Raw genomic sequence first — 24,789 nt, forward strand, 5'->3', positions numbered from 1 at the left:
TTACTCCAATTGAGAGCGCAAGGAAGGAACAGCACCACCACCTAATGCTTTATACAATGAAACTGCATTACTCAATTCAGCACCTCGCAAATCTAATAAAGCTTGCTGTGCTGCATATAGTTGCCGTTGAGCATCCAGTACCTCTAACCGACTATCAACCCCCGCACGATAACGCAGAGTAGAAAGCTCCAGCCGTTTTGCTGCATTATCCACCACACGTTGCTGTGCAGCGAATTGACGTGTAAAAGTCTCTCGCCCTACTAATCCATCAGATACCTCCCGAAATGCAATTTGAATAGCTCTCTCATACTCAACAACTGCAATAGACTTTCTGAGCTCAGACAGACGTAACTCAGCCCTTAACCTGCCCGCACTAAAAATTGGAATGGTTATTTGTGGCGCAAAAATCCATGATCGATTATCCCTATCAAATAAGTTATGCATTTCCGAACTGCCGTACCCGACAGAGGTTGTTAAAGAAAGGCGTGGGAAAAATGCAGCACGCGCCGCGCCAATATCCGCATTTGCTGCACGCAAATTTTGCTCTGCTTGTAATATGTCTGGTCGATTCGTCAGTAAGTCTGATGGCAAGCCAGTCGGGAAGAACGGCCGTGGCAATTGCTCAAGTTTGGGTGCCGAATCCATCTCCCGTGTTAGCTCTTTTCCAACCAACAACTGTAAGGCATGATGAGCCAATGCGAGTGCCCGGGTCCGCGATTCACAATCTGCCTCAGCAATGGCAACCTGTCCTTCAGCTTGTGCAACATCAAGACCACTGTTCTGCTTTGCCTCCTTAAGCTGGCGTGCTAAATTTAGTGACTGCTGCCAATCTTTTAGGGTTTGTTTTGCTAGTTGCAACTGGTCACGCGCTAGCAAAACCGCATGATAGGCATCTGCAATCGCACTCACCAGCGAAATCTGAGCGGAGTTTCTACCATATTCACTCGACAAAAAACGTGCAAATGCGGCATCTGTCATCGAACTAGCGCGTGAAAAAAGATCGATCTCATATGCACTGATTCCAAGACTGATATTTTTCTGAGCACTCACCGTGGCCCCTGTACCAGATGAGTTACTGCGCTGTCGCGTTTCACTGATTGCTACATCAATAGCCGGTAACATAGTCGAACGCTGGATGCCATATTGCGCCTGGACCACAGCAACATCTAAAGTAGCCAATCTTAAGTCACGATTGTTTTCCAGTGCTTGCGGAATCAACTGTTGTAAATAAGGATCTGTAAACACGTTTGTCCAGTCAAGCGGCACTATTCCTGCTCGTTGATCACCTAGGTTTACCGCAGGGTAGTGTTTTGGAATTGGCGCTACTGGCATCGTCAATTGGGGGGTAAGTGAGCAGGCAGTTAATGTCATTCCCAACATCACTGAAGATAAAATCTGGAACTTCATTAAATTGACTCCTTATGAACAATCACCTCATGGGTCTTGCCGATAGATTGCCGTGAGCGAAGTTTTTCTTGTGCACGCATGACAAACACAAAAAATACTGGAACGAAAAAGATTGCTAATACCGTTGCACTTAACATGCCCCCAAACACACCGGTGCCAATGGCATGCTGAGTTTCTGAGCTCGCACCAATTGCAAACATTAGCGGAACAACCCCTAATCCAAATGCTAATGAAGTCATCAAAATGGGGCGCAATCGAAGGCGGGCAGCAGTCAGCACCGACTCACTTAAACTTTTGCCTTGCTCACGCAATTGCTTAGCTACCTCAACGATAAGAATGGCATTTTTTGCAGATAATCCAATCACAGTGATCATGCCGACTTTAAAAAATACATCATTCGGCAATCCTCGAATCAAGACAGCAACAACAGCTCCCAGCAACCCTAATGGCACAACCATAATGACCGATAGAGGGATACTCCAGCTTTCGTAGAGCGCAGCCAGGACAAGAAAAACCACCACGATGGATAACATCATTAACATCGGCGCCTGCGTAGCAGATTGTCGTTCCTGTAAAGATTGTCCAGTCCAGGCGACACTAAAACCAGGAGGAAGTTGCTTTGCCAAACGCTCCATTTCGGCCATTGCTTCACCGCTGGAAGTACCTTTGGCCGCACTACCTGAAATTTGTGTGGCAGGAAAACCTTGATAGCGGACCATTTGAAGAGGTGTTTCACTCCATACAGGACGAACTACCTCGGATAATGGCACCATGCCACCTTGGGTATTCCGTACATATAACTTAAGGACATCCTCAATTTGCATACGAGCCGGTGCATCTGCCTGGATAATGACTTGTTGCATTCGACCCTCATTAGGAAAGTCATTCACATAAAGAGAACCAATCGCTGTAGACAAGGTATCGCTGATCGCAATGAATGCCACCCCTAATGCCTCTGCCTTTTGTCGGTCTATCTCTAGGCGAATGCTAGTACCAGGAGGAAGCCCATCTGGATAGACGTCTGTCACCAACGAACTTTTGGCAGCTAGATCAAGTAGCTTTGCCTCCGCCGCTTTGAGGGCCTTTTCCCCTTGATTAGCACGATCCTGCAAACGCAATGTGAACCCCGAGCTTGTACCTAACTCCTCAATCGCCGGTGGAGACATATGCATTATCTTTCCTTCTCCTAGGCTGGCGGTGGCTTCCCAAGCTGAAGCAAGCTCGGACTGAACAGTCGCACCTTCCCTCTTATCTCCATCCTTTAAGGTAGTAAAGGTCATGGCAGTATTAGCACCTGAACCAGAGAAACCAAACCCCAGTACTGACAAGGTGGATGCCACTGCAGGACGAGTCAGGACGTATTTCTCAAACCGATCAACCACCTCCAGCGTCCGCTCGGTAGTTGCATCTGAAGGTAACTGAAAAACAGTCATGAAATACCCTTGGTCTTCATCGGGCAAAAATGCGCTAGGTAACTGCCTAAAGCCCAGCAGTAACAAACCAATCAGCCCGACGAAGACGAGCATTACTCGGCCCGCTCGTAAAATTAGCTTACTTACCCGCAACTCATAGTTTTGAACAAGACGTTCAAACTGGCGGTTAAACCAGCCAAAGAACCCCCGTTTATTCGCATGTGCTGTATCGAGCGGTTTAAGTAGCGTGGCACACAACGCAGGTGTAAGGGTTAAAGCAAGGAACGCTGAGAATAAAATAGACACTGCCATGGACAGACTAAACTGCTGATAAATGACGCCAACAGAACCACTCGCAAACGCCATTGGAATGAATACAGCAGTCAGAACCAAGGTTATACCGATCACTGCGCCGGTAATTTCTTTCATCGCCTTGATGGTAGCCTCTCGGGGCGATAACCCCTCTTGTGCCATGATGCGCTCAACATTCTCAACGACGACAATGGCATCATCAACGATAATGCCAATCCCCAACACCATGCCAAACATTGTCAACACGTTGATGGATGAGCCACACAACAACATCACGGTAAATGTACCAAGCAATGCGATCGGTGCAACGATTGCAGGAATGAGGGTATACCGGATATTCTGTAAAAAAAGAAACATCACCAGAAAGACTAGTACCATCGCCTCAATGAGTGTATGAATCACTTTCTCGATGGAAATTTTTACAAAAGGGGCTGTATCAAACGGAATCGAGTAACTTATCCCCTTAGGCATAGATGGAGCTAGTTCTTGCAGGCGAAGTTTGACTGCCTCTGCGGTCTTCACCGCATTTGCACCAGGAGCGAGTTGAATCGCAGCAGAGGTTGCACTCTTACCATTTTCTCGGTTATCAAATCCGTAGGACTGTGATCCAATCTCAACTCGGGCAACATCGCCAATCACGACTTTGGAACCCTTTGCATTAGACTTCAGTACAATGTTGGCAAATTCATTGGGGTTAGTTAGTTGCCCTTCGACAGTTAACGGCACAGCAACACGCTGACCAGCGCTAATTGGTGCCGCACCGATGATTCCCGGGGAAATCTGAATATTTTGTTGGCTAATGGCAGTCGATAGATCTGACATGGTTAACCCGTAAGCAATCAGCTTAGCGGGATCGACCCAGATGCGCATTGCCTGCTCGGCACCGAATAGTTGCACCCGCCCGACCCCATCAATACGGCGTAACTCTTCAACCATATTTCGTGCCATATAATTACTGAGCTCGGCCTCACTGAACTGACCATTCTCGGACCGCAACCCAACAATCATCAGGAAACCAGAAGAAGCGGAGTCAACACTCAAGCCATTTTGGCGAACGGGTAGAGGCAAGCGAGACTCAATTGATTTCAGTCGATTCTGTACATCGACTTGAGCCATCTCAGGATTGGTCCCAGGCTTGAAGGTAACAGTAATAGATGCTGAGCCCGAAGTATCGGTAGAAGACTCGAAATACAACAAATTCTTCACAGCAGAGATTTCACGCTCGATCAGGCTAAGTACACTGTCGTTCATCGCTTGAGGGCTCGCCCCTGGGTAACTTGCTGTAATGGAAACACTAGGTGGTGCCACAGAGGGATATCGAGCAACAGGGAGATTGGGAATTGCCATCAACCCAAATAAAATAATGAAAAATGCAATCACCCAAGCAAATACTGGGCGAAAGATAAAAAACTTGGCCATGAATAAAATCCAATCAATCCGTTAGTGTGTGGCCAACGCCGAAGTTGCAGCGGGTTGGCTCAGCGTTACCGGCTTTCCATCAATTAAGCGCTCCATCCCCTCTACAACTATCTGCTGCCCTTTTTTCAGGCCAGAGACAATGCGATAGCGATGGTTCAGTAACTCACCCAGTTCGATTGGAATGAGGTGGGCTAAGTGTTGATTATCAATAGTCCATAAGCTTGCTTTACCACCAGGTCTTACAACAGCTTGTTGAGGTACTGTCAGTGCATCCAAATATGTTGCTACCGGAACTCGCGCCCGTATAAACATGCCCGGTAAAAGCTCCCTCTTGTGGTTATCCACCTGAATTCGCAGCAATACATCACCGGTACCAGCATCTACGTTGATACCCGAAAATAAAACTTTTCCCCTGGTATCAAAGGCCTCACCGTTACTACGAAGCAAAGTGACAGGAAGTGGATTTTCCTCCTTGGTACCATGCTGCCTTAGTGTATGTTGAAGTGCCTCCAGTGAAGCTGCCGGACGTCTAACATCAACATATACTTTATCAATCTGCTGAATACGTGCCATCGGATTACTATCCGAACTACTAACTAGCGCCCCTTCTGTCACCAATGCCTGATCAATTCGTCCTGCGATAGGTGCTTCTACTTTCGTAAACTTGAGATCCAACTGCCGCCGCTTTAATGCTGCTTTTGCTTGGGCAACTTCGGCCAATGCTTGGTCACGCTGAGAAACCGCATCATCATAAACTTGACGACTGATGGCATCAGAAGATACCAACGAAGCTAATCGTTCAGTTTGAATCTTTGCTCTAACCAATGCAGCATCTGCCCGTTGCAACGCCGCCGCCGCATTCTCCTTTTCAGCAAGAAATGGGGCTGGATTAATCTGAAATAGCGGCTGCCCCGCACTAACTTCTGTCCCTTGATCAAATAAGCGTTGCTGGACAATCCCGCTTACTTGTGGCCGAATCTCTGCTACTCGAAATGGCTCAACACGACCAGGGAGTTCTTCATTGAGTTGAAAAGTAGCCCCTACTACAGTTTCTGTTGTCACTGTCGGAGGTAAGGATACTTCCTCTACTGAGGCCTGCTTGCAGGCCGCTAATAATATGGAAATTGTTATGATTCCACTCTGCCTAAAATACCGATTGCACACGATCAAGAACTCCCCAAAAGCTTGTCAGAAAACCATTTGGTTTGAATTGTGCATTGACCAGATGGATTTTTAGCTGAGACTATGTGGAGATTCGATGGAGATAAAAGTGATACCTACCAATCCGAGTTCTATGCCCGCAGGCTCACACGGAATGATTCTGATCGCAGAAGATGAAGATGAAATTGCAGAAATCCTCTCCGCCTTTCTACTCCGTAGTGGGTTACGTTCGGTTCATGCACGAAATGGCAAGGAAGCACTTGCCTTGCATCAGAGTCATCAGCCAGACTTGGTACTACTTGACGTTCAAATGCCGGAAATCGATGGCTGGCGTGTGTTATCAGAGATCCGTCTTCGCGGAACGACCCCTGTGATCATGCTAACAGCCCTAGACCAAGATATAGACAAACTAATGGGACTTCGAATTGGGGCTGATGATTATGTAGTCAAACCATTCAATCCAGCCGAAGTTGTAGCGCGTGTTCAGGCAGTCCTGCGTCGGAGCAGCCTGCATACTTCCACTGCTAGCTCCTCGATTTTACGTGTGAAGCCCTTTGAGATAAATTTACACAATCATGAGGTCATACTGGATCTCGGGGGGAAAACACTCCCACTTGAGTTGACTCTCACCGAGTTCAAGCTGCTGGTTCATTTAGCCAGCGCACCTAGACAAGTCTTTAGCCGGGCAACATTAATTGAGAACTGTCTGCCGGAAGGCAATACACTTGAACGGACGGTAGACAGCCACCTAAGCAAGCTACGTAAGAAACTTGAGCAGGTAGGCATCATGGGGATTCCTTCTGGTGTACGAGGAGTGGGATACCGACTATGGGGTCAAGAATGAAGCCGGTTGGTCTTTACCGTTTGATCACACTCACGATGATGGCAATGGCTGTTGGTGTGACATTTTTTGTCGTACTGACTTCGTATGCGCTGTACTTTTTTTGGTCAAAGTACTGGCCGGAAAACTTTCCAGAAGACGGGTTAACGCCAACAGGTCCAGAATGGATTTGGTTAATCATGACGACACTCGCCGCACTAGTACTTGCCATCTTTGTCGCGGCCAATTTATCACGCAGAATATTGGCTCCATTAACGTCAGTCATTGATGGTATCCGCAAAGTGGCACAAGGCGATTTAACGGTAAGAGCAGCAGGCAATGACCACTCTTTACTTGAAGCCTCACAATTAGTGGAAGATTTCAATTTACTCGTTGAAAAACTGCAACATATGACAGAAGAGCAGGCTTTCTGGAATGCAGCCATTGCACATGAGCTACGAACACCTGTGACTATTTTGCGAGGACGCCTGCAAGGCTTGGCGGAAGGTATATTTCCACCAGATGCGAAGCAATTTGACAGTCTACTACTACAAGTCGAGGGTTTGACCCAACTGATAGAAGACCTCCGTGTTGTCAGCCTTGCAGAAAGTGGGCACTTATCCCTAAGTCAAAGATGGGTAGATTTAGCATCAGAAATCTACCCACTAGTGGAGTCTATCACTCCCTCTCTCAGCAAAGCAGAACAACAAGTGGTGTATGATTTGCAAGTCAAGGAGGTCTTTTGTGATCCGGCAAAAATCAGGCAGGCAATATTAGCCCTCCTGGAAAATGCAACAAAGCATGCAATCCCTGGAACAATTGTTATACGGATGAGACTTGAAAATGGCTCTTATCTGCTCAGCGTCAGTGATGAAGGCCCTGGCATTTCAGAGACATTCATTCCATATGTATTTACTGCCTTCAGGCGCGCCCCAAATGCAAAAGGAACTGGCAGTGGTCTGGGGTTAGCAGTTGTCGCAGCAATTGCTAGTGCGCATGGTGGTAAGGCTTCTTATAGAATTTCTTCGACTAATGGCTCAGTTTTTGAGATATGCATCCCAGAAAAAACATAGATGGCGCAACGAAACCCAGTCGTGAAAGTCTTCGCTGTCGATTGTAGAATATTTCTATGTACTCTTGGATAGATGCCTCTGCTTCTGCCCGAAATTCTGCTGTATAGCTTTGTGTAACTCTCTTACTCACGTCATCCTCCTGTTAGTTCCATTTTAACAAACAGGTGTGTCTGTTTTTTCAGGCTATCTCTCCCTACTACTCGACCTATATTCGCTAAAAGGTGAAAGGGGCTGCTAATCAGCAGACCCCTTCATGAATGCATTTACTGCATCAAAAGAGATTGTGTTGTTGGCAAATGAGAAAGTGCCTTCATCCATAATTTCTTTTGCCGCATTTATTAGTCCACTGAGTGCTGCGGGGCTAAGAGAAGAGCCAAGACTCACCCGTTTCACGCCAAGATCTGTTAGTTGCTTCATAGTGTAGTGTTGCCCACGCAGCCCCATGACCACATTGACAGGTTTAGTGACGGCAGCGCAGACTGTCCGAATCGCTTCGGCATCTGGAAGACCCGGGGCGAATAACACATCGGCGCCAGCTGCTTCATATGCTTGTAGGCGTTTAATGGTGTCATCTAGATCCTGCTTACCATTAAGAAAATTCTCTGCTCTGGCCACTAATACAAAAGGGAAAGGAAGGCGGTGAGCGGATTCTGCTGCGGCTGCAATTCGTTCAACCGCCAAAGAAAAGTCATAAATAGGTTGTTCTTTTTTTCCGGTAGCGTCCTCAATCGAACCACCAACCAATCCGCACGCAGCAGCTAACCGGATGGTTTCTGCTACCACCGCTGGTTGATCACCAAAACCATTTTCTAAATCAGCAGCAACCGGCAAATCCGTCGCATCAACGATCAGTTTTGCATTGGCTAGCACTTCATCTCGCGTTAGTGCACCTTCAGCATCTCTTCTGCCTAAGCTAAAAGCTAAGCCGGCACTGGTTGTTGCTAAGGCTTCAAATCCTAATGAGGATAAGATTCGGGCGGTGCCTGCATCCCAAGGATTAGGGATGGCAAATGCTTTCTCGCGTTGATGCAGCGCTTGGAATCGAATTGCTTTTTCGAACTGAGTCATCTATTACCTTCTATAAAAAAACAATACGGTTCAGAGAGAAATGGGTTGGTCTATCTGAGTCTATTTGGATGATCTAAAAAAATAGATGGAAAAATTATATCACCATGTCACAGATGATTTTTTCGCTGAAAGTAAGGGACTCTTACGCTTGGAGTGGCAGTGATAGATTAGCGTATTTATCTCAGGCTTTGCCTTTTAAATATGTTCTCCTTTGCTATTAAACCAAGCAACCTCGCAGTACAGGTGATATTTATTTTCTGAGAATCGTTAATCTGACTTGCATTTGCCCCCCAATGTAATGTGTAATATTTTTCACATTATAAAATCCAATTTTCAAGCATATTTCATGACCAATTCAACCAAAAAAGCACTATTGCCGCTATTGGCAATGCTCTGCTGTGTCACATTCTTAGGAGCCGGCACTTCTTGGGCAAAAATGTCCTTATTCCCTGCGGTGGGCGCCGCGGGGACATCTGCATTAAGGGTGGGTATTTCATCACTATGTTTAATGGCATTTTGGCGTCCGTGGCGTTGGAAAATGCCAAAAGAGATGATTAAGCCGCTGATTTTGTATGGTTTATCGCTTGGTTTGATGAACTTGTTTTTTTATCTATCGATTCAATCTATCCCATTTGGTGTGGCATTAGCCATTGAGTTTATCGGCCCATTGGGGGTGGCGATTTTACTCTCTCGCAAATGGGTAGATTTTTTATGGGTTTGCTTGGCGATTGTTGGTTTGGCCATGCTCATCCCGATCAAAACCGATCAGGCTGCATTAGATAAAGTGGGAGTGATTTTTGCGCTAACGGCGGCCTTTTTCTGGGCGGTGTATATTGTGTTTGGAAAACGCATTAGCGAATTGCACCACGGGCAATCGGTGCCATTTGGTATGCTACTTGCTGCATTAGTCGTGGTGCCGGTAGGCTTTGCCCAAGCCGGTACCGCCTTGTTCTCACCCAATATTTTATTGGTGGCGGTGTGCGTGGCAATTATTTCCAGCGCATTGCCAATTTCTCTGGAAATGCTTGCTTTGCAGCGTGTGCCAGCGAAAACTTACGGTATTTTGGTGAGTATGGAGCCTGCGGTTGCGGCATTGCTTGCCCAAGTCATCTTGCATGAGCATTTAACCACCAGCCAATGGTTGGCGATTGGCTTTATTATTCTGGCTTCGGTTGGCGGGGCGCTTACTTCCAAGAGTAATACCTTACAAGAGGCAAATGCCTAATAAAAACGATTACCCAACGTAGCGCCTAGTTAGTGGTTCTGGGTTGGGTAATCATCTGTATAGCTGTAACTCATTGAACCCAATGTGATGCATCATCTCCCGCAATATAAGTAATGTACTGACTGCTACAGGGGTAATGAGTGACTCATTGCCTTTTGCAGGGCTACCTTCTGCAATTTCACATAGTCTTCTAAATGCATCTTCGATTTGGTCGATCGAATACGGTTTACTTGCGTCCTGATCAAATAGCGCCGTGATCACGTTTACTACTTCTTCATTCCCCACTAGGCACAAATATGGCTGAGCCGGTAGCTTTTGCGCCCAAGGCATTACTTCTTCTTCGATGTATTCAATTGCCAATTCTAGATCGATTGGCCTTGGTGGCGTAACGCGAATCGGGCCGGGTAATACGTTTTCAAATCCAATGGCTAAGGTGCCAACTGCCGCTTCACTGGTGTGGTTAGCTAAAAAAAGCTGTGTTTCATTTTTGCTGATATGAACAGTGAGTGCATTTGTAAAGTGAGACATGTTGATGCCTTTGTAATCGTATTGAGGATGATCATGCCATGGTTAATGAACACGTTGGTTGAATGTTTTTGAGAGAGATGGGCTTCTTTTTTGAAAGAGGCCGTCGATGTAGTCCCCATTGAAATGGGCGGGTCAGCAAAAAATTGTATCCAATTTGAATGATTAGCAATCGGCCACCAGTGGCTTGGCGCCTGCTAGTTACTGAACTACAAGGTGTTAAAAAATTTAAATCGTCTAGAATGAAATATCGATTCCCTAAACTGCCGGTAGCGCGGCTAGCTTCGGAGCTTCTTATTCATGTTTGTGACGGATACCTCTGTTCTACCCACCATTTTAATTGTGGACGATCAGCCAAGTAATATCTTGTCGATTGAGCAAGCCATTTCCGGATTAGGTGAGTTATTTTTTGCAACGAGTGGCGCACAAGCATTAGTAATCGCGGAATCCAAAAAACCAGACTTGGTGTTACTGGATATTGAAATGCCTGGCATGAATGGTTATGAGGTTTGCCAAGCGCTACGCGAGATGCCTAGCATGGCAAACTCTGTCATTATCTTTATTACTTCCCATACCGAGCCAGAGAAAGAAATTGAAGCCTTGCGTTTAGGTGGGGCAGATTTTCTGCATAAACCGATTAACCATCCCATTGCACGTGCGCGTGTCTCTACCCATCTATCCCTGCAAGCTAAAACCAAGCAATTAGCGGCCTCTCAGCAGAATTTGTCTGATATTGCTTACAACCTGCCTGTTTTTATTGCGCATTGGGATCATCAGTTTTTGTGTTTGTATTCCAATGATAGGGAAGGGGCTTGGATTGCTGGTGCGGTAGAGCAGCAAATTGGCCAAAAAATAGGACAAGCGTTTGGTGAACGCTTTCATGAGCAAGTAGAAAAAGTGTTACCCGCTTTGCAGGAAAGCGGAAAAGTGACGTTTGATACCTCTATGCGCTCGCCCAGAGGCTTTTTACGCTATGTAGAAGTGACCATTCTCACCCAGCAGTGCGGTGAAGGCGAGCAGGCTTGCTATCTAATGTTGCTGAATGATATTACCGCTAGAAAGCAAGCGGAAGATGCCCTAAGAAGCGAAAAAGAACGCATTCGTGTGATGCTGGAGTCGATTGCCGATGCCGTGATCGCGACGGATGCCGATGGGATTGTCACCTACATGAACCCTGCTGCCGAGCAGATGACCGGCCGGATGGCGAGCAAATATTGTGGTCGAGCAATTGAAGAAGTGATGCCTTTATATGTAGGTCAGACTTCTCGTGTATTGCAAAACCCTATCCGAGTGAGTCTCATTGAGAAACGCCCTGTGGGAATGGCAATAGACACCTGTTTGGCTCGTGCAGATGGTGAGCGTCTGAATGTGGAAGATGCAGCTGCCCCTATTTTCGACCAATATGGAGATGTGATTGGTGCCATTATTGTGTTTCATGATGTGAGCGTGGCTAGACAGTTAGCGATACAAATGACGCATATTGTGAATCATGATTCGTTAACGAATTTACCCAATAAAGTCTTGCTAAGGGATAGAACTGAGAATGCCATAGAGATTGCGGCGCTACATAAACACCGCGTGGCATTGGTAATGCTAGACTTAGACAACTTCAAAATGATTAATGATTCGATTGGCCATTCTGTTGGGGATTTAATCTTGCAGAAAGTGGCACTGCGGCTAAAGAGCGCGATTGGCAGAGGGGAAACTGTCTGCCGGCAAGGGGGGGACGAGTTTCTGATCTTGCTACATGAAGTGCATGATGTAGATATGGTAGGGCAATTCTGCGAATCGGTTTTAGCGACCTTGTCAGACGTGTATTTGGTTGGTGATAAACGCTTTAATTTATCTGCTAGTTTAGGCGTGAGTATTTACCCAGATGATGCAGAAGACATCGAGGCATTGTATCGCCACGCTGATTCAGCCATGTATACCGCTAAAGCCGCCGGTAAAAATAAGTTTAGTTTTTTTGCCCATGAAATTGAAGAAGGTTTAAAAACCAAACATGACCTAGAAATGCGGATGCGCGCAGCAATAGAGTCTAATTCGTTTGAAGTGTTCTATCAGCCAAAATATTGCACAACCGAAGAAAAAATTATCGGCGCAGAAGCCTTGGTGCGTTGGCGCGATGAAACAGGGGGCCTCATTTCGCCGCTTAGTTTTATTCCTCTGGCAGAAGAAACTGGTTTGATCAATCGAATTGGAGCCTTTGTTTTAAAAACAGCCTGTAAAGATTGTCTCGCTTGGCAAGCGTTAAGCCCCAACCTAAAAGTAGCAGTGAACGTGTCTGCCATTCAATTTGCGCAAGCAGATTTTGTTTGTTTTATTAATGCGATGCTGCGGGAAACCGGGCTTAGCCCATCGTTATTAGAATTAGAAGTTACAGAAAGCGTATTGGTTTGTAACTTAGAAAACATGCTGATTGTGCTAAAAGAATTACGAGGAATGGGCGTGTCGATTGCTATTGATGATTTTGGCACGGGGTATTCGAGCTTAACCTATTTAAAACGTTTCCCTATTAATGTACTCAAAATTGACCAAGGATTTACGCGCGACATGCTTCGCGATGAAAGTGATCACGGTATTGTCGAGGCGATAATTCGGATGGCAGGCAGCTTAAAAATTGATTTGGTGGCAGAAGGTGTCGAAACCAAAGAAATTGCAAATGAATTAAAACGGTTGGGCTGTACCACCATGCAAGGGTACTACTATGGCAGACCACAACCAGCAAAAGCGTTTATTGCATCGTTAGTGCAATCGAACGAATAGGGCGGAATGCAAAACATGACAAAAGCAATTCGAAATTTGGTGATGTCTCCGATCAAGCAAGGGGCGATTGTATTATTACTTGGTCTTATGCTGACTGGCTCGCTAGTGTGGTTGATGATGCGTTACGAAGAGCGTGTGATCATCAGTGCAGTAGAGAAACGTGCGGAGCATATTCTCGATGAGTCCCGGGATAAAGTGTTCAAGTTTCAATATGGTTTACGAGGCCTACGAGGGACAATTGCTGCATCGGGGAAATCCGACATTACCTTCAATGAGTTCGAGCGTTATTCAGCAACCCGAGATTTAAAGGCAGAATTCCCTGGCGCAATGGGCATAGGATATATCATCCGTGTGCCTGCGGCTGACGAAGCCGCTTTTATTGCCAGAATGAAGGCGGATGGCCGGCCAAATTTCGCAATCAGAATGCTCTCCCCACATAATGGGGAAAAATTTATTATTGAATATGTAAGTCCCAAAGAACGTAATCAAGCGGCTTTCGGGTTAGATGTTGCATCTGAAACTAACCGACATCGTGCCGCCATGTATTCTATGAAGACGGGTACATTAGCACTAACCGGGCCAATCACCTTGGTGCAAAAAACAGGGGCAAAGAAACAGTCTTTTCTTTTAATGTTACCTTACTACGGAGAGGCTAATGTTCCTGCGACGGAAGCGGAACGACTCGCCAAACTAAAAGGCTGGACGTATGCCCCATTATCGATAGCCGATATTTTGCAAGGTATTGATATCGACCCGAATCAAGAACAGGTTGAAATTATCGATGTGACTGATGAGGCCAATCCTTCACGTTTTTATCTCTCCACTCATAAAAATCAGAGCGAGCATCAGAGCTTGTTTTTTGCAGGAAGCGATACGTTTACGAAGCAGGTGAGTGTATTTAGCCGAGATTGGCGCATCATTTATCATGCAGAACCACTGTTTATTAAGCGGTTAAACTTACCTTCAATTGCAGGGATTGCTGGGATTGGGGCAATTTTATCTATCTTATCTGCGTTGGGTTGGTTTAGCTGGCAAACCGCACAATGGAAAGCACGGTTAGTTTTGAAAGGGCAATCCAAATTAGCGGCAATTGTAGATAGCTCGACAGATGCGATTATTGGTAAAGATTTAGACGGCAGGGTGATTTCTTGGAATGCGGGTGCAGAAAAACTATTTGGCTACTCAGCTGAAGAAGCTATTGGGAACTCGATTGCAAAACTGATTATTCCTCACGAAATGTTGGGCGAAGAGAGTGAGATTCTGGATAAAGTCCGAAGTGGGAAAATCCTTCCTCCTTTTGAAACGACCCGCAGAAGAAAAGATGGAACTTTACTACCGGTATCTATTGCCGTGGCACCCATCTTTGATGAGTATGGCCGTATTATTGGTGCATCTAAAACCGCGAGAGACATTACTCATCAAAAAGCAGCCGAACAAAAAGTTGCGCAGATTAATGCAGAGCTTGAGTATAAAGTAGCGCAAAGAACCAAAGAACTCACTTTGGCTAACCGTGAAAATGCGGTGTTGTTAGACACGATTAAATCCCAGTTTTTCTACGCAATGACGAACCGAGCAGGTGTGATGTTCGACGTGAACGAAGTCTTATGTAATGTGCTGGGCTACTCTAGAGAGGAAATGATTGGCGAATCATTGCAGCGGATTGGCGCCAATGTTCATCTTGTCAACTTCTGGGACGATTTGTGGACCGACGTTGCAGAAAATGGCGCATGGCATGGCGAGTTTTGTACACGTTCTAAAGATGGACATGAGGTTTGGTTTGATGCCGTGATTGCCTCTTTGCCGGGTAACCAAAAATACGATCTTCGTTACTTTTTTATTGGAATTGATACGACAGAACGCCGCCAAAAAGACGAGCGTATTCAACGCCTGAACGCTCAGTTCCAAGGTGTGTTGAACGCAGCCTCTGAGATTTCGATTATCGCGACCGATTTAGAAGGGGTAATCACCGTCTTTAATACGGGCGCGCAGCGGATGCTGGGTTATACCGAAGAAGAAATGGTGGGCAAGGTAACACCAGCCGTTGTGCACCTCAGAAATGAAGTGATTGAACGCGGAAATGAATTATCCGAGCAATTTGGTGAAACGATCGAAGGGTTTAGAGCATTTGTCCATATCCCAGAATTAGAAGGCGCGGAAAACCGTGAGTGGACCTATGTGCGTAAAGATGGTTCTCACATAAAGGTCATGCTGTGTGTTACAGCAAATAAGGATTCTAGCGGTAAGATTATTGGTTACTTAGGCGTTGCCATTGATATTACCCAAGAGCAAGAACAAAAAGCGATGCTGGTGAAAGTCGCTGAAAAAATGGAGCTAGCCGCCAAAGTTGCCAAACTAGGCATTTGGGAATGGGATATGCATAGCCAGCAACTCAGCTGGAATGATGAGATGTTTAACATCTACGGCTATCACACCATTTTAACTCCGCAAGAGTTAACTCAAGAAAACTGGTTTGCCAGAATCCACCCCGATGATTACCAAATGGTCACCGCTAGTTTTGAGCCAGCCTTAACCGGTGAAGGGGGAATGGATCTTGAATACCGGATTGTGCTGCCAACCGGCGAGGTGCGAACCCTAAAAGCGCTTTCTTATGTAGTGCATGATAGCCAAAACCAAGATGCGATTGCGGTAGTGGGGATTAACATTGATATCACCAAAGAACGTAATTACGAGTCTTCACTATTAGAGGCTAAGCAACTAGCAGAGCAAGGTAGTATTGCTAAAAGCCAATTCTTGGCCAATATGAGCCACGAAATCCGTACCCCGCTAAATGCCGTATTAGGGCTATTACAACTACTACAAAAAACAGAGTTAACGGCAAGGCAAGCAGACTACACCACCAAAGCCCGTTCTTCTGCACGATCCCTACTTGACCTATTAAACGATATTCTCGATTTCTCTAAGATTGAAGCAGGGAAAATGGAGATAGCGAATGAAGAGTTCTCTCTAGAAACCCTACTTCGAGAATTAGCGGATGTGTTGGTGGCCTACCAAGGCGGTAAGCCAATCGAGGTGCTATATGCGATTGACCCTAAAGTACCGCTTAACTTGATTGGAGACTCTGTCCGCATTAAGCAGGTGCTCATTAACTTAGCTGGGAACGCCATTAAGTTCACCGAACAAGGTTCTGTCAGTGTGGCGGTAGAACTACTTAAATCAGACAGCCAACAGGCAAAAATGCGGTTCTCGGTCGTTGATACGGGGATTGGTATCTCTGAAGAGCAATTGCAACGACTCTTCCAAAGTTTTGTTCAAGCAGAATCCTCTACTTCGCGCAAATATGGTGGTACAGGTTTAGGCTTGGTGATTAGTAAGCGCCTAATTGATCAGATGAATGCGGAATTGCTAGTTCGTAGCGAAGTTGGCGTAGGTAGTACTTTCTGGTTTGAGTTAACCCTACCGATTGGTACAAGAGCGTCCATCTTAAATCTGAATGTCTTAGCAAAACCACTCTTGAAAGTGTTGATTGTGGAAGACAATACGCTTACCGCAGGCGTGTTAATGAGTTGCCTTCCAAAAGAGTGGAAAGGCGCGGCCATTGCACATTCTGGGCGATTGGCGATAGATATGTTGCAGTCTGCCTATCAAGATGGGCACCCATTTGATGTGGTCTTGATGGATTGGGAGATGCCAGAGATGGATGGCATTGAAACCGCCTACGCCATAAAGGCCCTCCCTGAGATTGGCGCAACTACGCATATTGTCATGAGTACCGCGCATGGCACAGAAGCCTTTGTTGAACTAGAAGGCTCTGGTAGTGCGCCATTTGATGGTTATTTAACCAAGCCATTTACGCCGCAGCAATTCCTTGATGCAGTAGCCATTATTCAAGGAGAGGCTAGCCCGCTACTCTTCTCTGCCATTCCAAATACCACCTCCTTACAAAATGTTCGTATTCTGGTGGTGGAAGATAACCCATTGAATCGCCAAGTAGCGAGTGAGCTGCTCGAAGGTGAAGGCGCGATTGTTACCCTGGCAGAGGGCGGGGAAATCGCGATTGATAAGCTATTGCAGGCCGAAACGTTTGATCTCATCTTGATGGATGTTCAAATGCCGGATATGGATGGCTATGAGGCAACCAGACGGATTCGCGAATTTAATCAAGAGATACCAATTATTGCATTGACAGCGAATGTGGCCTTGTCCGATAAGGTGGATTGCCTGAATGCGGGCATGAATGACCATATTGGTAAGCCAATTGATATTGAGCAGGTGGTTTCGGTGGTTTCGAAATACACTCATCTTGTTGCGCCAATTGCGAATACAAAATCGCTAAGTAAGCCACAGGAAGTAGAAGAGAACGCATCCCAACGAGGATTGATTGAACCTATTAAAACGATTTTGGGTAGATATGGACATAATGCAAACATCTATCTGCGTACATTAGAATCGTTTGTTAGCTCGAAAGATCAGCTACTAGGTGACGTGGTGTTTGCGATTGAGAATAATCACCATCATTTGATGGCAGGTGCCTGGCACGCGTTAAAAGGGGTGGCCGCTACCATTGGGGCGAGTGAACTTAGCCAACTCGCTTCAGAGAATGAAAAGCTCGCTAAAAACAATAAAGAAACGGCGGCCAGTTTATTTACACAGATAGATATAGAAAAGACGACGAGCCTAATTGAAGATTCTGTTAACGCATTGTTTGAACAACTAGATCCAATCATTAAAACCAAACAAAAATCTAACAAGACAGAGAAAAGTAGTCTAAGCTCTAGTGAAGTAGAGGAAAAAATAGCATCACTAGTCGTCTTATTAGAAAATAATAATCTCGAAGCTTTAAAGCTAGCAGAAGAGCTGGCCGGATTAATCGACTCATCAGATAAAACACTTCAGCAAGCAATGAGTTCCGTCAGCATCTTACAGTTTGATGCGGCACTTAGCCTATTAAAAGACCGTAAAAGAAGTTAACAATGCATAGCAAAATCGAGCAGCTGATTGCTCAAATCGGCACAAAACCCAAGCTTTTAATAGCAGATGATGTTCCTGCGAACATCATCATGCTTGGAGAACTTTTTCAAGATACCTGCCAAGTTTATATGGCACTAGATGGTGAAAAAGCGTTCGAGATTGCAATGGATGTGTTGCCAGATTTGATTTTGCTTGATATTAATATGCCCAAAATGGATGGGCATCAGTTAATAAAAAAACTGAAAAATACCCCTGCAACGAGCGATATCCCGACCATTTTTCTGACCGGCAATAACGATATTGAAAGTGAAGAAAATGCGTTTGATGAAGGGGCGGTAGACTTTATAACGAAGCCCATTCATGCCAAAGTGACGAAAGCGCGTGTATTCACCCATTTGGTGAATAAATTGCAATCCGATCTACTTCGTCGAGCAACTTTACTAGATGGTCTAACCGGGCTTTATAACCGACTTGGGCTAAATAAGTATTTAGAAGTCTTTTACCTAGACTGCTTTCGCGAAAAACGACCCATCTCTGTGTTGATGATCGACGTGGATTTCTTTAAACGATACAACGATCATTTCGGCCATCTGCAGGGCGATGAATGCCTAAAGCAAGTCGCACAAAGCTTAAATTTATCTGTCAAACGGCCACGAGACATTGTTAGCCGCTTTGGTGGTGAAGAATTCTGCTGCGTCTTGTCGAATTGTGATTTATTTGCTGCTGAATTGGTCGCTAGCCGAATGTGCGAAGAAATTCGGCAATTGGCCTTGCCGCACCCAGATTCTGAAGCCGCAGAAGTCGTTACCATTAGTATTGGCGTTGCCAGCACCATCCCTGAATCTAGACAAGATGCAGACAAGCTTGTCGGGAAAGCGGATGAAATGCTGTACCTCGCGAAAAAGGCTGGCAGAAACTCGTTTTATTCTAATCGCTAAGTTTCTCTTTGCTTGCCAATCTAGGTCGGAACCAGACAATTCCACCCCTCTAGCCTACCTATAATTGCCTTCATCCTTTCACTGAATAAGATGGAGCAAATATGTCTGACTTTATTACTGTATTGCGTGAAACCTGCCCGGTACCGGTTGTGGATGCAACTAAATGGAAGCGTATTGGCGGCGACCCACATACGGTGAACCTTAATGCTTACCTATCTAAAGATGGTAGCAAGATCATGGGCACTTGGATTTGTACCCCTGGTAAGTTTGAAGTGAATTACGAAAAGTGGGAGTTCTGCCACTTTTTAGATGGCTATTGCATCATCACCCCAGAAGGCGAAGAGCCAAAACACCTGAAAGCAGGCGATGTATTTGTGATCGAACCTGGCATGAAAGGTACTTGGGAAGTGGTAGAAACCGTTCGTAAGTATTTTGTATTTGCGTAATCAGATCATCTGACTACCTATGTCATCCATGCCGCTATACATCTAAAAATAGATAGCGGCATGGATGATCTCTTAACGAGATGTCATGTGCGTGGCATCTGGCGAAGCCATCCTTAACGCGGTTTTAATCAGTCCGCCACTCATCTGTATTTCAATCTGTGTGGTTCTGCCATTGATAACTGGGGCAGAGATCACTTGCTCGCTATTTCCCTGTTTAGACCGCGTAATAATCTGATATTCCCCAACCGCCAATTGCGGGATGGTTTGGCTGGTTAGGCCGGGGTAGATTGGCAGCGTAGTACGATGGCCTGCTTGATCTTTTAGCGTAATTTCTACCCCCATAGCCACTAGCTGTAATGGGGTAAAAGATTTTAATTCTAATTGCAGGTTACCTCTTGCAATGAGGTCATCCTCATTATCTGCTTGGTCTAGTAAATCATTCACTCTGTCGCAAGCCAACTGATCTTGCAAAATGCTTTCATGGTTTTCATTAAAGGCAAAGATGGTTTTTGCTTCGTTTTGCGCGCGTTTATCCAAGATACTCGCGAGTGTGACTGCCCCATCTGTATTGTCGCCGTTGCGATTCGTTTTTCCTTGATAACTAAACAGAAGGTGATAATCAATCCAACTAGGTAGCTTCTTGGCAAATAGCGATTGTATAAATGCACCACTTGGCTGCATTTCCACCCAAGAAGGGAGCACAACAGGGGAGTATCTCACGCCATTTTCTGCCATTTTCTCACCACCCCATGGGGTAGAAATGGAGATGAAAGATTGAATGTACCGGTGCGCCTCTCCATGCTGAATCAGCATATCCCTTGCCACTAGCCCGCCTGCGCTATATGCAACCAAATGCATTTTCGGAAAGTGATATTTCGATTGCAATTCAGATAATTTATGATGCAACGCCTCACTCGCCAACCGCATAGAGGGGCCAGAAGCATAGTAATACACCCAAGGCTGATACTTTTTCTGGTCGATTGACTTCATCAAGAAAGCTAAATCTTGCGGGCTACCGCGTACGCCGTGCAGAAATAAAACGGGGATGCGATTAGGGTCAAATGCATCGAGAAAGTAGATGTTATTGCCAACTTCCTGATTAAATTTTAATCCCTCCCAATACCCTTTATCCGCCGCATACTCGGTAGAAAAGACATAGTCAGACAGTTTCGCAATGGCACCAGCATTGGTGGCTTGGTAACGAGTAGATGACCTTGCCGCAAGCTGGGTTTCCTGATTTGCCGGTGGGGTTTGGCTATCTTCTACATATAGGGGAGGGAGTTGGATGGTTTTACCGGCTTGAATGCTAAGGGGGACGGATTCACGCGTATGCAATTCATCCTGATCAAAAGTCAGGTTCTGATTACTATCTTCAAACGCAAATAGCAGGTAATTGCCCGCCGCTAATGCTAGCGCATAATTTCCTGGGCCATCTAAAAGCTGATATTCGCGTAGCGGCGCAGAATGAGTCTGCTCTGAAGGCATCGCCACAACCACCAAGTGGCTTTTCTCGCCATGAGAAACATACACCGCGCCAGAAACCTCGCCCATCTGTCTAGATTGCGATTGATTCCAACTTTGTTTCACCAGACCACAACTAGCCAACAAAAAAAGAGCACACCCTAGCAGGCAGGCACGTATCACCGTAGGTAAGTAGGAAAAACGATCGATCTTCATGCGCTCATCTCCAACTCATCAAGATGAAAATTTCCCAAACGTTTTTATAATTTTCCGGATGTTAAATAACGAATCTACGTGCCCTTAATTTGATTGTAGAAAGGGATGATCGAGATGCAAGGAGTAAAAAATGCTGGGGTATTTGGTTATGAAAATGGGGTATATGTGGATAGGGTATTTTTGAGTGTTTTCCTTTTTTTAACGGCAATTCTGTATGAATATTTCCTCGTGGGAATACGTATTTCAAAATTAGTTGCTATCCAATTACAATCATCCATAGTGAAGCAACCATCGACCTTCTTAAAGGCAATCCCAACATGATCGACATTCCTTTATTGTTTGCTTTTATCGCCGCTGCTTTTGTCCTGACGATTACGCCTGGAGTAGATACCGCATTAGTGCTGCGTGCCGCGACGATGGGTGGCAGAAAGCCAGCTGCAATGGCTGGCTTAGGCGTGGTGCTGGGATGTTTAATTTGGGGAGCGGCGGTATCGCTAGGGTTGGGCGCAATTCTGCAAGCCTCAGAAGTCGCTTATAACATCGTGAAATTTGTTGGTGCCGGCTATTTGGTCCTACAAGGAATCAAATTGTTACGTGCCCCTAGACAAAAAATCAGCGTAGATGAAGAACAGAACCGAAAAACCAGTAGCCGAGAAGCTTTTTTAAAAGGCTTCATTACAAACATTCTTAACCCTAAGGTCGGCGTTTTTTATATTACCTTTTTGCCGCAGTTTGTCCCAGCCGGGGCGAATATTGCTGCCTATTCATTTATGTTGGCGTGCGTCCATGTTTTATTATCATTTGCATGGTTCGCTATCTTAATTATGGCGACGGTTCCATTAGGGCAATTTTTACGCCGACCAGCTGCCGTGAAATGGCTAGATAGACTAACTGGCTTTGTATTTATTGCGTTTGGCTTAAAGTTAGCCGCCTCTTCATCGCGTTAATTAGCAAATTCGCTAATACGCAAAAAGGGGAAGGGGCGTTATATCCCTTCTCCCGTTTTACATTCTGCAACTATTTTGTCCCAGTAATATTTTTGTTCTTTGTGTAAATAATCAGATTCCCATGCTTTGTAGCCCGCTCGGAGTCTATTTTCAACATTTTCAAGTCTTTGCCGATAACCCTTGCAGATAGCTGCGTGGTATTCCTTCTCTGACGTTGTTTTTCCATCTACTTGATAAGTCGTGGTGACAGCAGGTTGGGTATAAGTAGTGGTCGGTTTTGCTGGCGAATTTAAATAGCCATTTTTCGATTTTTTTATGGCTTCACCATCATATAAACCACTCGTCGTTGGGGCTTCAACGGCTTTTACCGTAGTCGCACCTAATTTCTGGCAGGGTAAATCGGTATAGGTGGTTTTGCCTTGTGCATTTTTGCATTTATACATTTCAGCATAAGCGGTAGATTGCAAAAAAAACGAACTAGCAATGGCAAGAATAAGAGGGTAATTCAATGGTGTAATCCAGTTTGATTTTTACCTAGATTAACACGTAACTCCCTCTTTATTCTATTGGCGTATGCGAATTGCTTGATGATTTAATTGTTAAATCTATTCCGTAGGAAACGCTCGGTTATTTTTTGCTAATTCCACAAATGCACTCAGATAATCAATATTGGCATCTCCTTCTCTTGTACCCAAGAAAATCTGTTTCGCAATGCCTTTTGGCCCCAGCCTTACCGCTTTAATGTTTAGCTTCTCTGCGTATTCTTCTACTAACCAGCGGGGCAGGGCGGTGACGCCTCTGTCACTTGCCACCATTTGCAGCATGATATCGGTGGTTTCGATGGGTTTGTGACGCTTGGGGCTAATGCCTTCAGGCATCAGAAATTGGCTGTAGATATCTAGCCGATCGGTTTCTACCGGGTAGGTGATCAGCGTTTCTTCGGTGAGTTGCTCTGGCCGTACATAGTCCACTTGGCTAAGCGGGTGATTGGTGCTGACGACTAGCACTTGTTCATAATCAAAAACCGGTTGGTATTGCAGCCCCGGTTTATAGAGCGGGTCTGGCGTGACCAGAATATCAATCTCGTAGCCAAACAATGCGCCAATCCCGCCAAATTGGAATTTCTGCTTCACGTCGACATCCACACTTGGCCAATCTGCCAAGTACGGCGACACAATCTTTAATAGCCACTGATAACACGGGTGGCATTCCATCCCGATTCTTAGTGCCCCCCGTTCGCCTTTGGCAAATTGCTGTAGTCGTTCTTCGGCCAGCGCCAGTTGCGGGACAAGCCGGTTAGCCACTGCTAGTAGGTATTCCCCCGCTTGGGTTGGGATCAAGCTTCTGCCTTCGCGCCGCCAGATAGACACACCCAGTTGGTCTTCTAGTTTGCGGATGGTATGGCTAAGTGCCGATTGCGTCAGGTGAAGCCGATCTGCCGCTGCGGTTAACGAACCGTGCTGATCAACTTCACGAATAATGGCGAGATGGATGCGTTCTAAAATGGGCATGATGTTTTATGTGTGAATAATATTCATGGATTAATGAAATAATACCATTTTTATTCATGATTGGTAGACGGTAGGATGCTCTCATACAAAAGAAACCCGCCACTCACCTGATTTCAACAGTGAATCTCGTGAGTGGATCCAACATTAAAATATGAGAGATAACCATGAGCAACGATTTCCAATTCACGATCAAGAGCATCACGTTTGATGAACATTACCAACCCGCAGACAGCACCCGTCTGACGACCAACTTTGCCAACTTGGCGAGAGGCCAGCAGCGTCAAGAAAACCTGCGCAATGCACTACGGATGATTGATAGCCGCTTTAATGCCTTGGCAAATTGGGATAACCCAAAAGGCGATCGTTACTCGGTATCGCTAGAAATTATTTCTGTTGATATGAATGTAGCGGCAGGCAATGGCGAAACCTTCCCCGCCATCGAAATCCTAAAAACCAATATTCTGGACAAGAAAACCAACGAGCGCATCGAAGGCATCGTGGGGAATAACTTCTCTTCTTATGTTCGCGACTACGATTTCAGCGTCTTGCTGCTAGAGCACAATAAAAACCAAGCACAATTCACCATCCCGGAAAATTTTGGTGATCTACACGGTAAATTATTCCAGCACTTTGTTCGCTCGGAAGTATACAAGAAGCACTTTGCCAAATTACCGGTGATTTGCCTCAGCGTGTCCGATAATAAAACCTACCACCGCACCGAAAACCAGCACCCGGTATTAGGGGTGGAATATCTACCTAACGAGTGCTCGCTCACCGAGAGCTACTTCAAGAAAATGGGCATGGAAGTGCGTTACTTTATGCCTGCTAACTGCGTTGCGCCATTTGCGTTCTACTTCTATGGCGATTTGCTGAATGATTACACCAATCTGGAATTGATCAGCACCATTAGCACCATGGAAACTTTCCAGAAAATTTATCGTCCTGAAATTTATAACGCCCATGCAGCGGCTGGCGCGTTGTATCAGCCAAACTTGAGAAATCAGGACCACTCTTTAACCAAGATTGTTTATGACCGTGAAGAACGCAGCCGTTTAGCTGTGCAGCAGGGCCGGTTTGCAGAAGAACACTTCATCAAACCGTACCACACCATTCTTGAGCAATGGTCTGCCAACTACGCACGTTAATCCCATAA

At 45.5% G+C, this 24,789-nt stretch carries 17 protein-coding genes; 9 read left to right on the top strand and 8 right to left on the bottom strand.

Annotation, left to right across the window (positions count from 1 at the left end; all coding sequences use genetic code 11):
* Genes LIN78_RS11635 through LIN78_RS11645 form a run of 3 tightly spaced genes read right to left on the bottom strand, consistent with a single transcriptional unit; the run spans position 1 to position 5,612 of the window.
* Positions 1-1,407 (bottom strand): efflux transporter outer membrane subunit, encoded by a 1,407-nt coding sequence (locus LIN78_RS11635; protein ID WP_227181010.1) that lies wholly within the window; start codon positions 1,405-1,407, stop codon positions 1-3.
* A complete protein-coding gene (locus LIN78_RS11640) occupies positions 1,407-4,550 on the bottom strand; it encodes a multidrug efflux RND transporter permease subunit (RefSeq protein WP_227181011.1) in 3,144 nt (1,047 codons plus the stop codon). The genes LIN78_RS11635 and LIN78_RS11640 overlap by 1 nt, the downstream gene beginning before the upstream one ends.
* Positions 4,551-4,571: 21 nt before the next feature.
* Positions 4,572-5,612: an efflux RND transporter periplasmic adaptor subunit gene (locus LIN78_RS11645; RefSeq protein WP_227181012.1), complete on the bottom strand. Its 1,041-nt coding sequence runs from the start codon at positions 5,610-5,612 to the stop codon at positions 4,572-4,574.
* A gap of 208 nt (positions 5,613-5,820) precedes the next feature.
* Here LIN78_RS11645 and LIN78_RS11650 point away from each other — a divergent pair, with 208 nt between their 5' ends.
* Together LIN78_RS11650 and LIN78_RS11655 are read left to right on the top strand one after the other, a co-directional pair.
* On the top strand, positions 5,821-6,555 hold the full coding sequence (locus tag LIN78_RS11650) for a response regulator (protein ID WP_227181013.1): 735 nt from the start codon (positions 5,821-5,823) through the stop codon (positions 6,553-6,555).
* Positions 6,552-7,604: an ATP-binding protein gene (locus LIN78_RS11655; protein WP_227181014.1), complete on the top strand. Its 1,053-nt coding sequence runs from the start codon at positions 6,552-6,554 to the stop codon at positions 7,602-7,604. Before LIN78_RS11650 ends, LIN78_RS11655 begins: the two co-directional genes overlap by 4 nt.
* Positions 7,605-7,838: 234 nt before the next feature.
* On the opposite strand, the gene LIN78_RS11660 is transcribed toward LIN78_RS11655, so the two are convergent.
* Positions 7,839-8,672 (bottom strand): isocitrate lyase/PEP mutase family protein, encoded by an 834-nt coding sequence (locus LIN78_RS11660; RefSeq protein ID WP_227181015.1) that lies wholly within the window; start codon positions 8,670-8,672, stop codon positions 7,839-7,841.
* A 346-nt stretch (positions 8,673-9,018) separates the two neighbouring features.
* Between LIN78_RS11660 and LIN78_RS11665 the strand changes: the two genes are divergently transcribed.
* Positions 9,019-9,897 carry an EamA family transporter gene (locus LIN78_RS11665; protein WP_227181016.1) on the top strand — a complete coding sequence of 293 codons (879 nt, stop codon included), beginning with the start codon at positions 9,019-9,021 and terminating at the stop codon, positions 9,895-9,897.
* Between the two features lie 51 nt (positions 9,898-9,948).
* Here the strand turns inward: LIN78_RS11665 and LIN78_RS11670 are convergent, their stop codons facing one another.
* Complete coding sequence (locus LIN78_RS11670) at positions 9,949-10,425, bottom strand: hypothetical protein (protein ID WP_227181017.1); 477 nt, start codon at positions 10,423-10,425, stop codon at positions 9,949-9,951.
* Positions 10,426-10,722: 297 nt separating this feature from the next.
* On the opposite strand from LIN78_RS11670, the gene LIN78_RS11675 reads away from it, so the two are divergent.
* From LIN78_RS11675 to LIN78_RS11690, 4 genes are all read left to right on the top strand, one after another.
* On the top strand, positions 10,723-13,188 hold the full coding sequence (locus tag LIN78_RS11675) for a two-component system response regulator (protein WP_227181018.1): 2,466 nt from the start codon (positions 10,723-10,725) through the stop codon (positions 13,186-13,188).
* Positions 13,189-13,203: 15 nt separating this feature from the next.
* Positions 13,204-18,117 (top strand): PAS domain S-box protein, encoded by a 4,914-nt coding sequence (locus LIN78_RS11680; RefSeq protein ID WP_227181019.1) that lies wholly within the window; start codon positions 13,204-13,206, stop codon positions 18,115-18,117.
* A 2-nt stretch (positions 18,118-18,119) separates the two neighbouring features.
* Positions 18,120-19,055 (top strand): diguanylate cyclase, encoded by a 936-nt coding sequence (locus tag LIN78_RS11685; protein WP_227181020.1) that lies wholly within the window; start codon positions 18,120-18,122, stop codon positions 19,053-19,055.
* A 101-nt stretch (positions 19,056-19,156) separates the two neighbouring features.
* Complete coding sequence (locus tag LIN78_RS11690; protein WP_206126642.1) at positions 19,157-19,501, top strand: cupin domain-containing protein; 345 nt, start codon at positions 19,157-19,159, stop codon at positions 19,499-19,501.
* Between the two features lie 72 nt (positions 19,502-19,573).
* On the opposite strand, the gene LIN78_RS11695 is transcribed toward LIN78_RS11690, so the two are convergent.
* A complete protein-coding gene (locus tag LIN78_RS11695; RefSeq protein ID WP_227181021.1) occupies positions 19,574-21,178 on the bottom strand; it encodes an esterase/lipase family protein in 1,605 nt (534 codons plus the stop codon).
* Between the two features lie 317 nt (positions 21,179-21,495).
* Here LIN78_RS11695 and LIN78_RS11700 point away from each other — a divergent pair, with 317 nt between their 5' ends.
* Complete coding sequence (locus LIN78_RS11700; RefSeq protein ID WP_227181022.1) at positions 21,496-22,125, top strand: LysE family translocator; 630 nt, start codon at positions 21,496-21,498, stop codon at positions 22,123-22,125.
* Positions 22,126-22,163: 38 nt separating this feature from the next.
* Here LIN78_RS11700 and LIN78_RS11705 read toward each other — a convergent pair whose 3' ends face one another.
* Entirely contained in the window at positions 22,164-22,634 is a 471-nt protein-coding gene (locus LIN78_RS11705) for a DUF4124 domain-containing protein (RefSeq protein WP_227181023.1), read from the bottom strand.
* A 96-nt stretch (positions 22,635-22,730) separates the two neighbouring features.
* Positions 22,731-23,636 carry a LysR family transcriptional regulator gene (locus LIN78_RS11710; RefSeq protein WP_227181024.1) on the bottom strand — a complete coding sequence of 302 codons (906 nt, stop codon included), beginning with the start codon at positions 23,634-23,636 and terminating at the stop codon, positions 22,731-22,733.
* Between the two features lie 164 nt (positions 23,637-23,800).
* Here LIN78_RS11710 and LIN78_RS11715 point away from each other — a divergent pair, with 164 nt between their 5' ends.
* Complete coding sequence (locus tag LIN78_RS11715; protein ID WP_227181025.1) at positions 23,801-24,781, top strand: DUF1852 domain-containing protein; 981 nt, start codon at positions 23,801-23,803, stop codon at positions 24,779-24,781.
* Positions 24,782-24,789 lie beyond the last annotated feature (8 nt).

The organism is Leeia speluncae (assembly GCF_020564625.1).
Classification (GTDB): domain Bacteria; phylum Pseudomonadota; class Gammaproteobacteria; order Burkholderiales; family Leeiaceae; genus Leeia; species Leeia speluncae.

Bases quoted from the DNA above. Each gene is read 5' to 3' on its own strand.
- LIN78_RS11635 (WP_227181010.1), bottom strand. From the start codon at position 1,407: ATGAAGTTCCAGATTTTATCTTCAGTGATGTTGGGAATGACATTAACT.
- LIN78_RS11640 (WP_227181011.1), bottom strand. From the start codon at position 4,550: ATGGCCAAGTTTTTTATCTTTCGCCCAGTATTTGCTTGGGTGATTGCA.
- LIN78_RS11655 (WP_227181014.1), top strand. From the start codon at position 6,552: ATGAAGCCGGTTGGTCTTTACCGTTTGATCACACTCACGATGATGGCA.
- LIN78_RS11660 (WP_227181015.1), bottom strand. From the start codon at position 8,672: ATGACTCAGTTCGAAAAAGCAATTCGATTCCAAGCGCTGCATCAACGC.
- LIN78_RS11665 (WP_227181016.1), top strand. From the start codon at position 9,019: ATGACCAATTCAACCAAAAAAGCACTATTGCCGCTATTGGCAATGCTC.
- LIN78_RS11670 (WP_227181017.1), bottom strand. From the start codon at position 10,425: ATGTCTCACTTTACAAATGCACTCACTGTTCATATCAGCAAAAATGAA.
- LIN78_RS11675 (WP_227181018.1), top strand. From the start codon at position 10,723: ATGTTTGTGACGGATACCTCTGTTCTACCCACCATTTTAATTGTGGAC.
- LIN78_RS11680 (WP_227181019.1), top strand. From the start codon at position 13,204: ATGACAAAAGCAATTCGAAATTTGGTGATGTCTCCGATCAAGCAAGGG.
- LIN78_RS11685 (WP_227181020.1), top strand. From the start codon at position 18,120: ATGCATAGCAAAATCGAGCAGCTGATTGCTCAAATCGGCACAAAACCC.
- LIN78_RS11690 (WP_206126642.1), top strand. From the start codon at position 19,157: ATGTCTGACTTTATTACTGTATTGCGTGAAACCTGCCCGGTACCGGTT.
- LIN78_RS11695 (WP_227181021.1), bottom strand. From the start codon at position 21,178: ATGAAGATCGATCGTTTTTCCTACTTACCTACGGTGATACGTGCCTGC.
- LIN78_RS11700 (WP_227181022.1), top strand. From the start codon at position 21,496: ATGATCGACATTCCTTTATTGTTTGCTTTTATCGCCGCTGCTTTTGTC.
- LIN78_RS11710 (WP_227181024.1), bottom strand. From the start codon at position 23,636: ATGCCCATTTTAGAACGCATCCATCTCGCCATTATTCGTGAAGTTGAT.
- LIN78_RS11715 (WP_227181025.1), top strand. From the start codon at position 23,801: ATGAGCAACGATTTCCAATTCACGATCAAGAGCATCACGTTTGATGAA.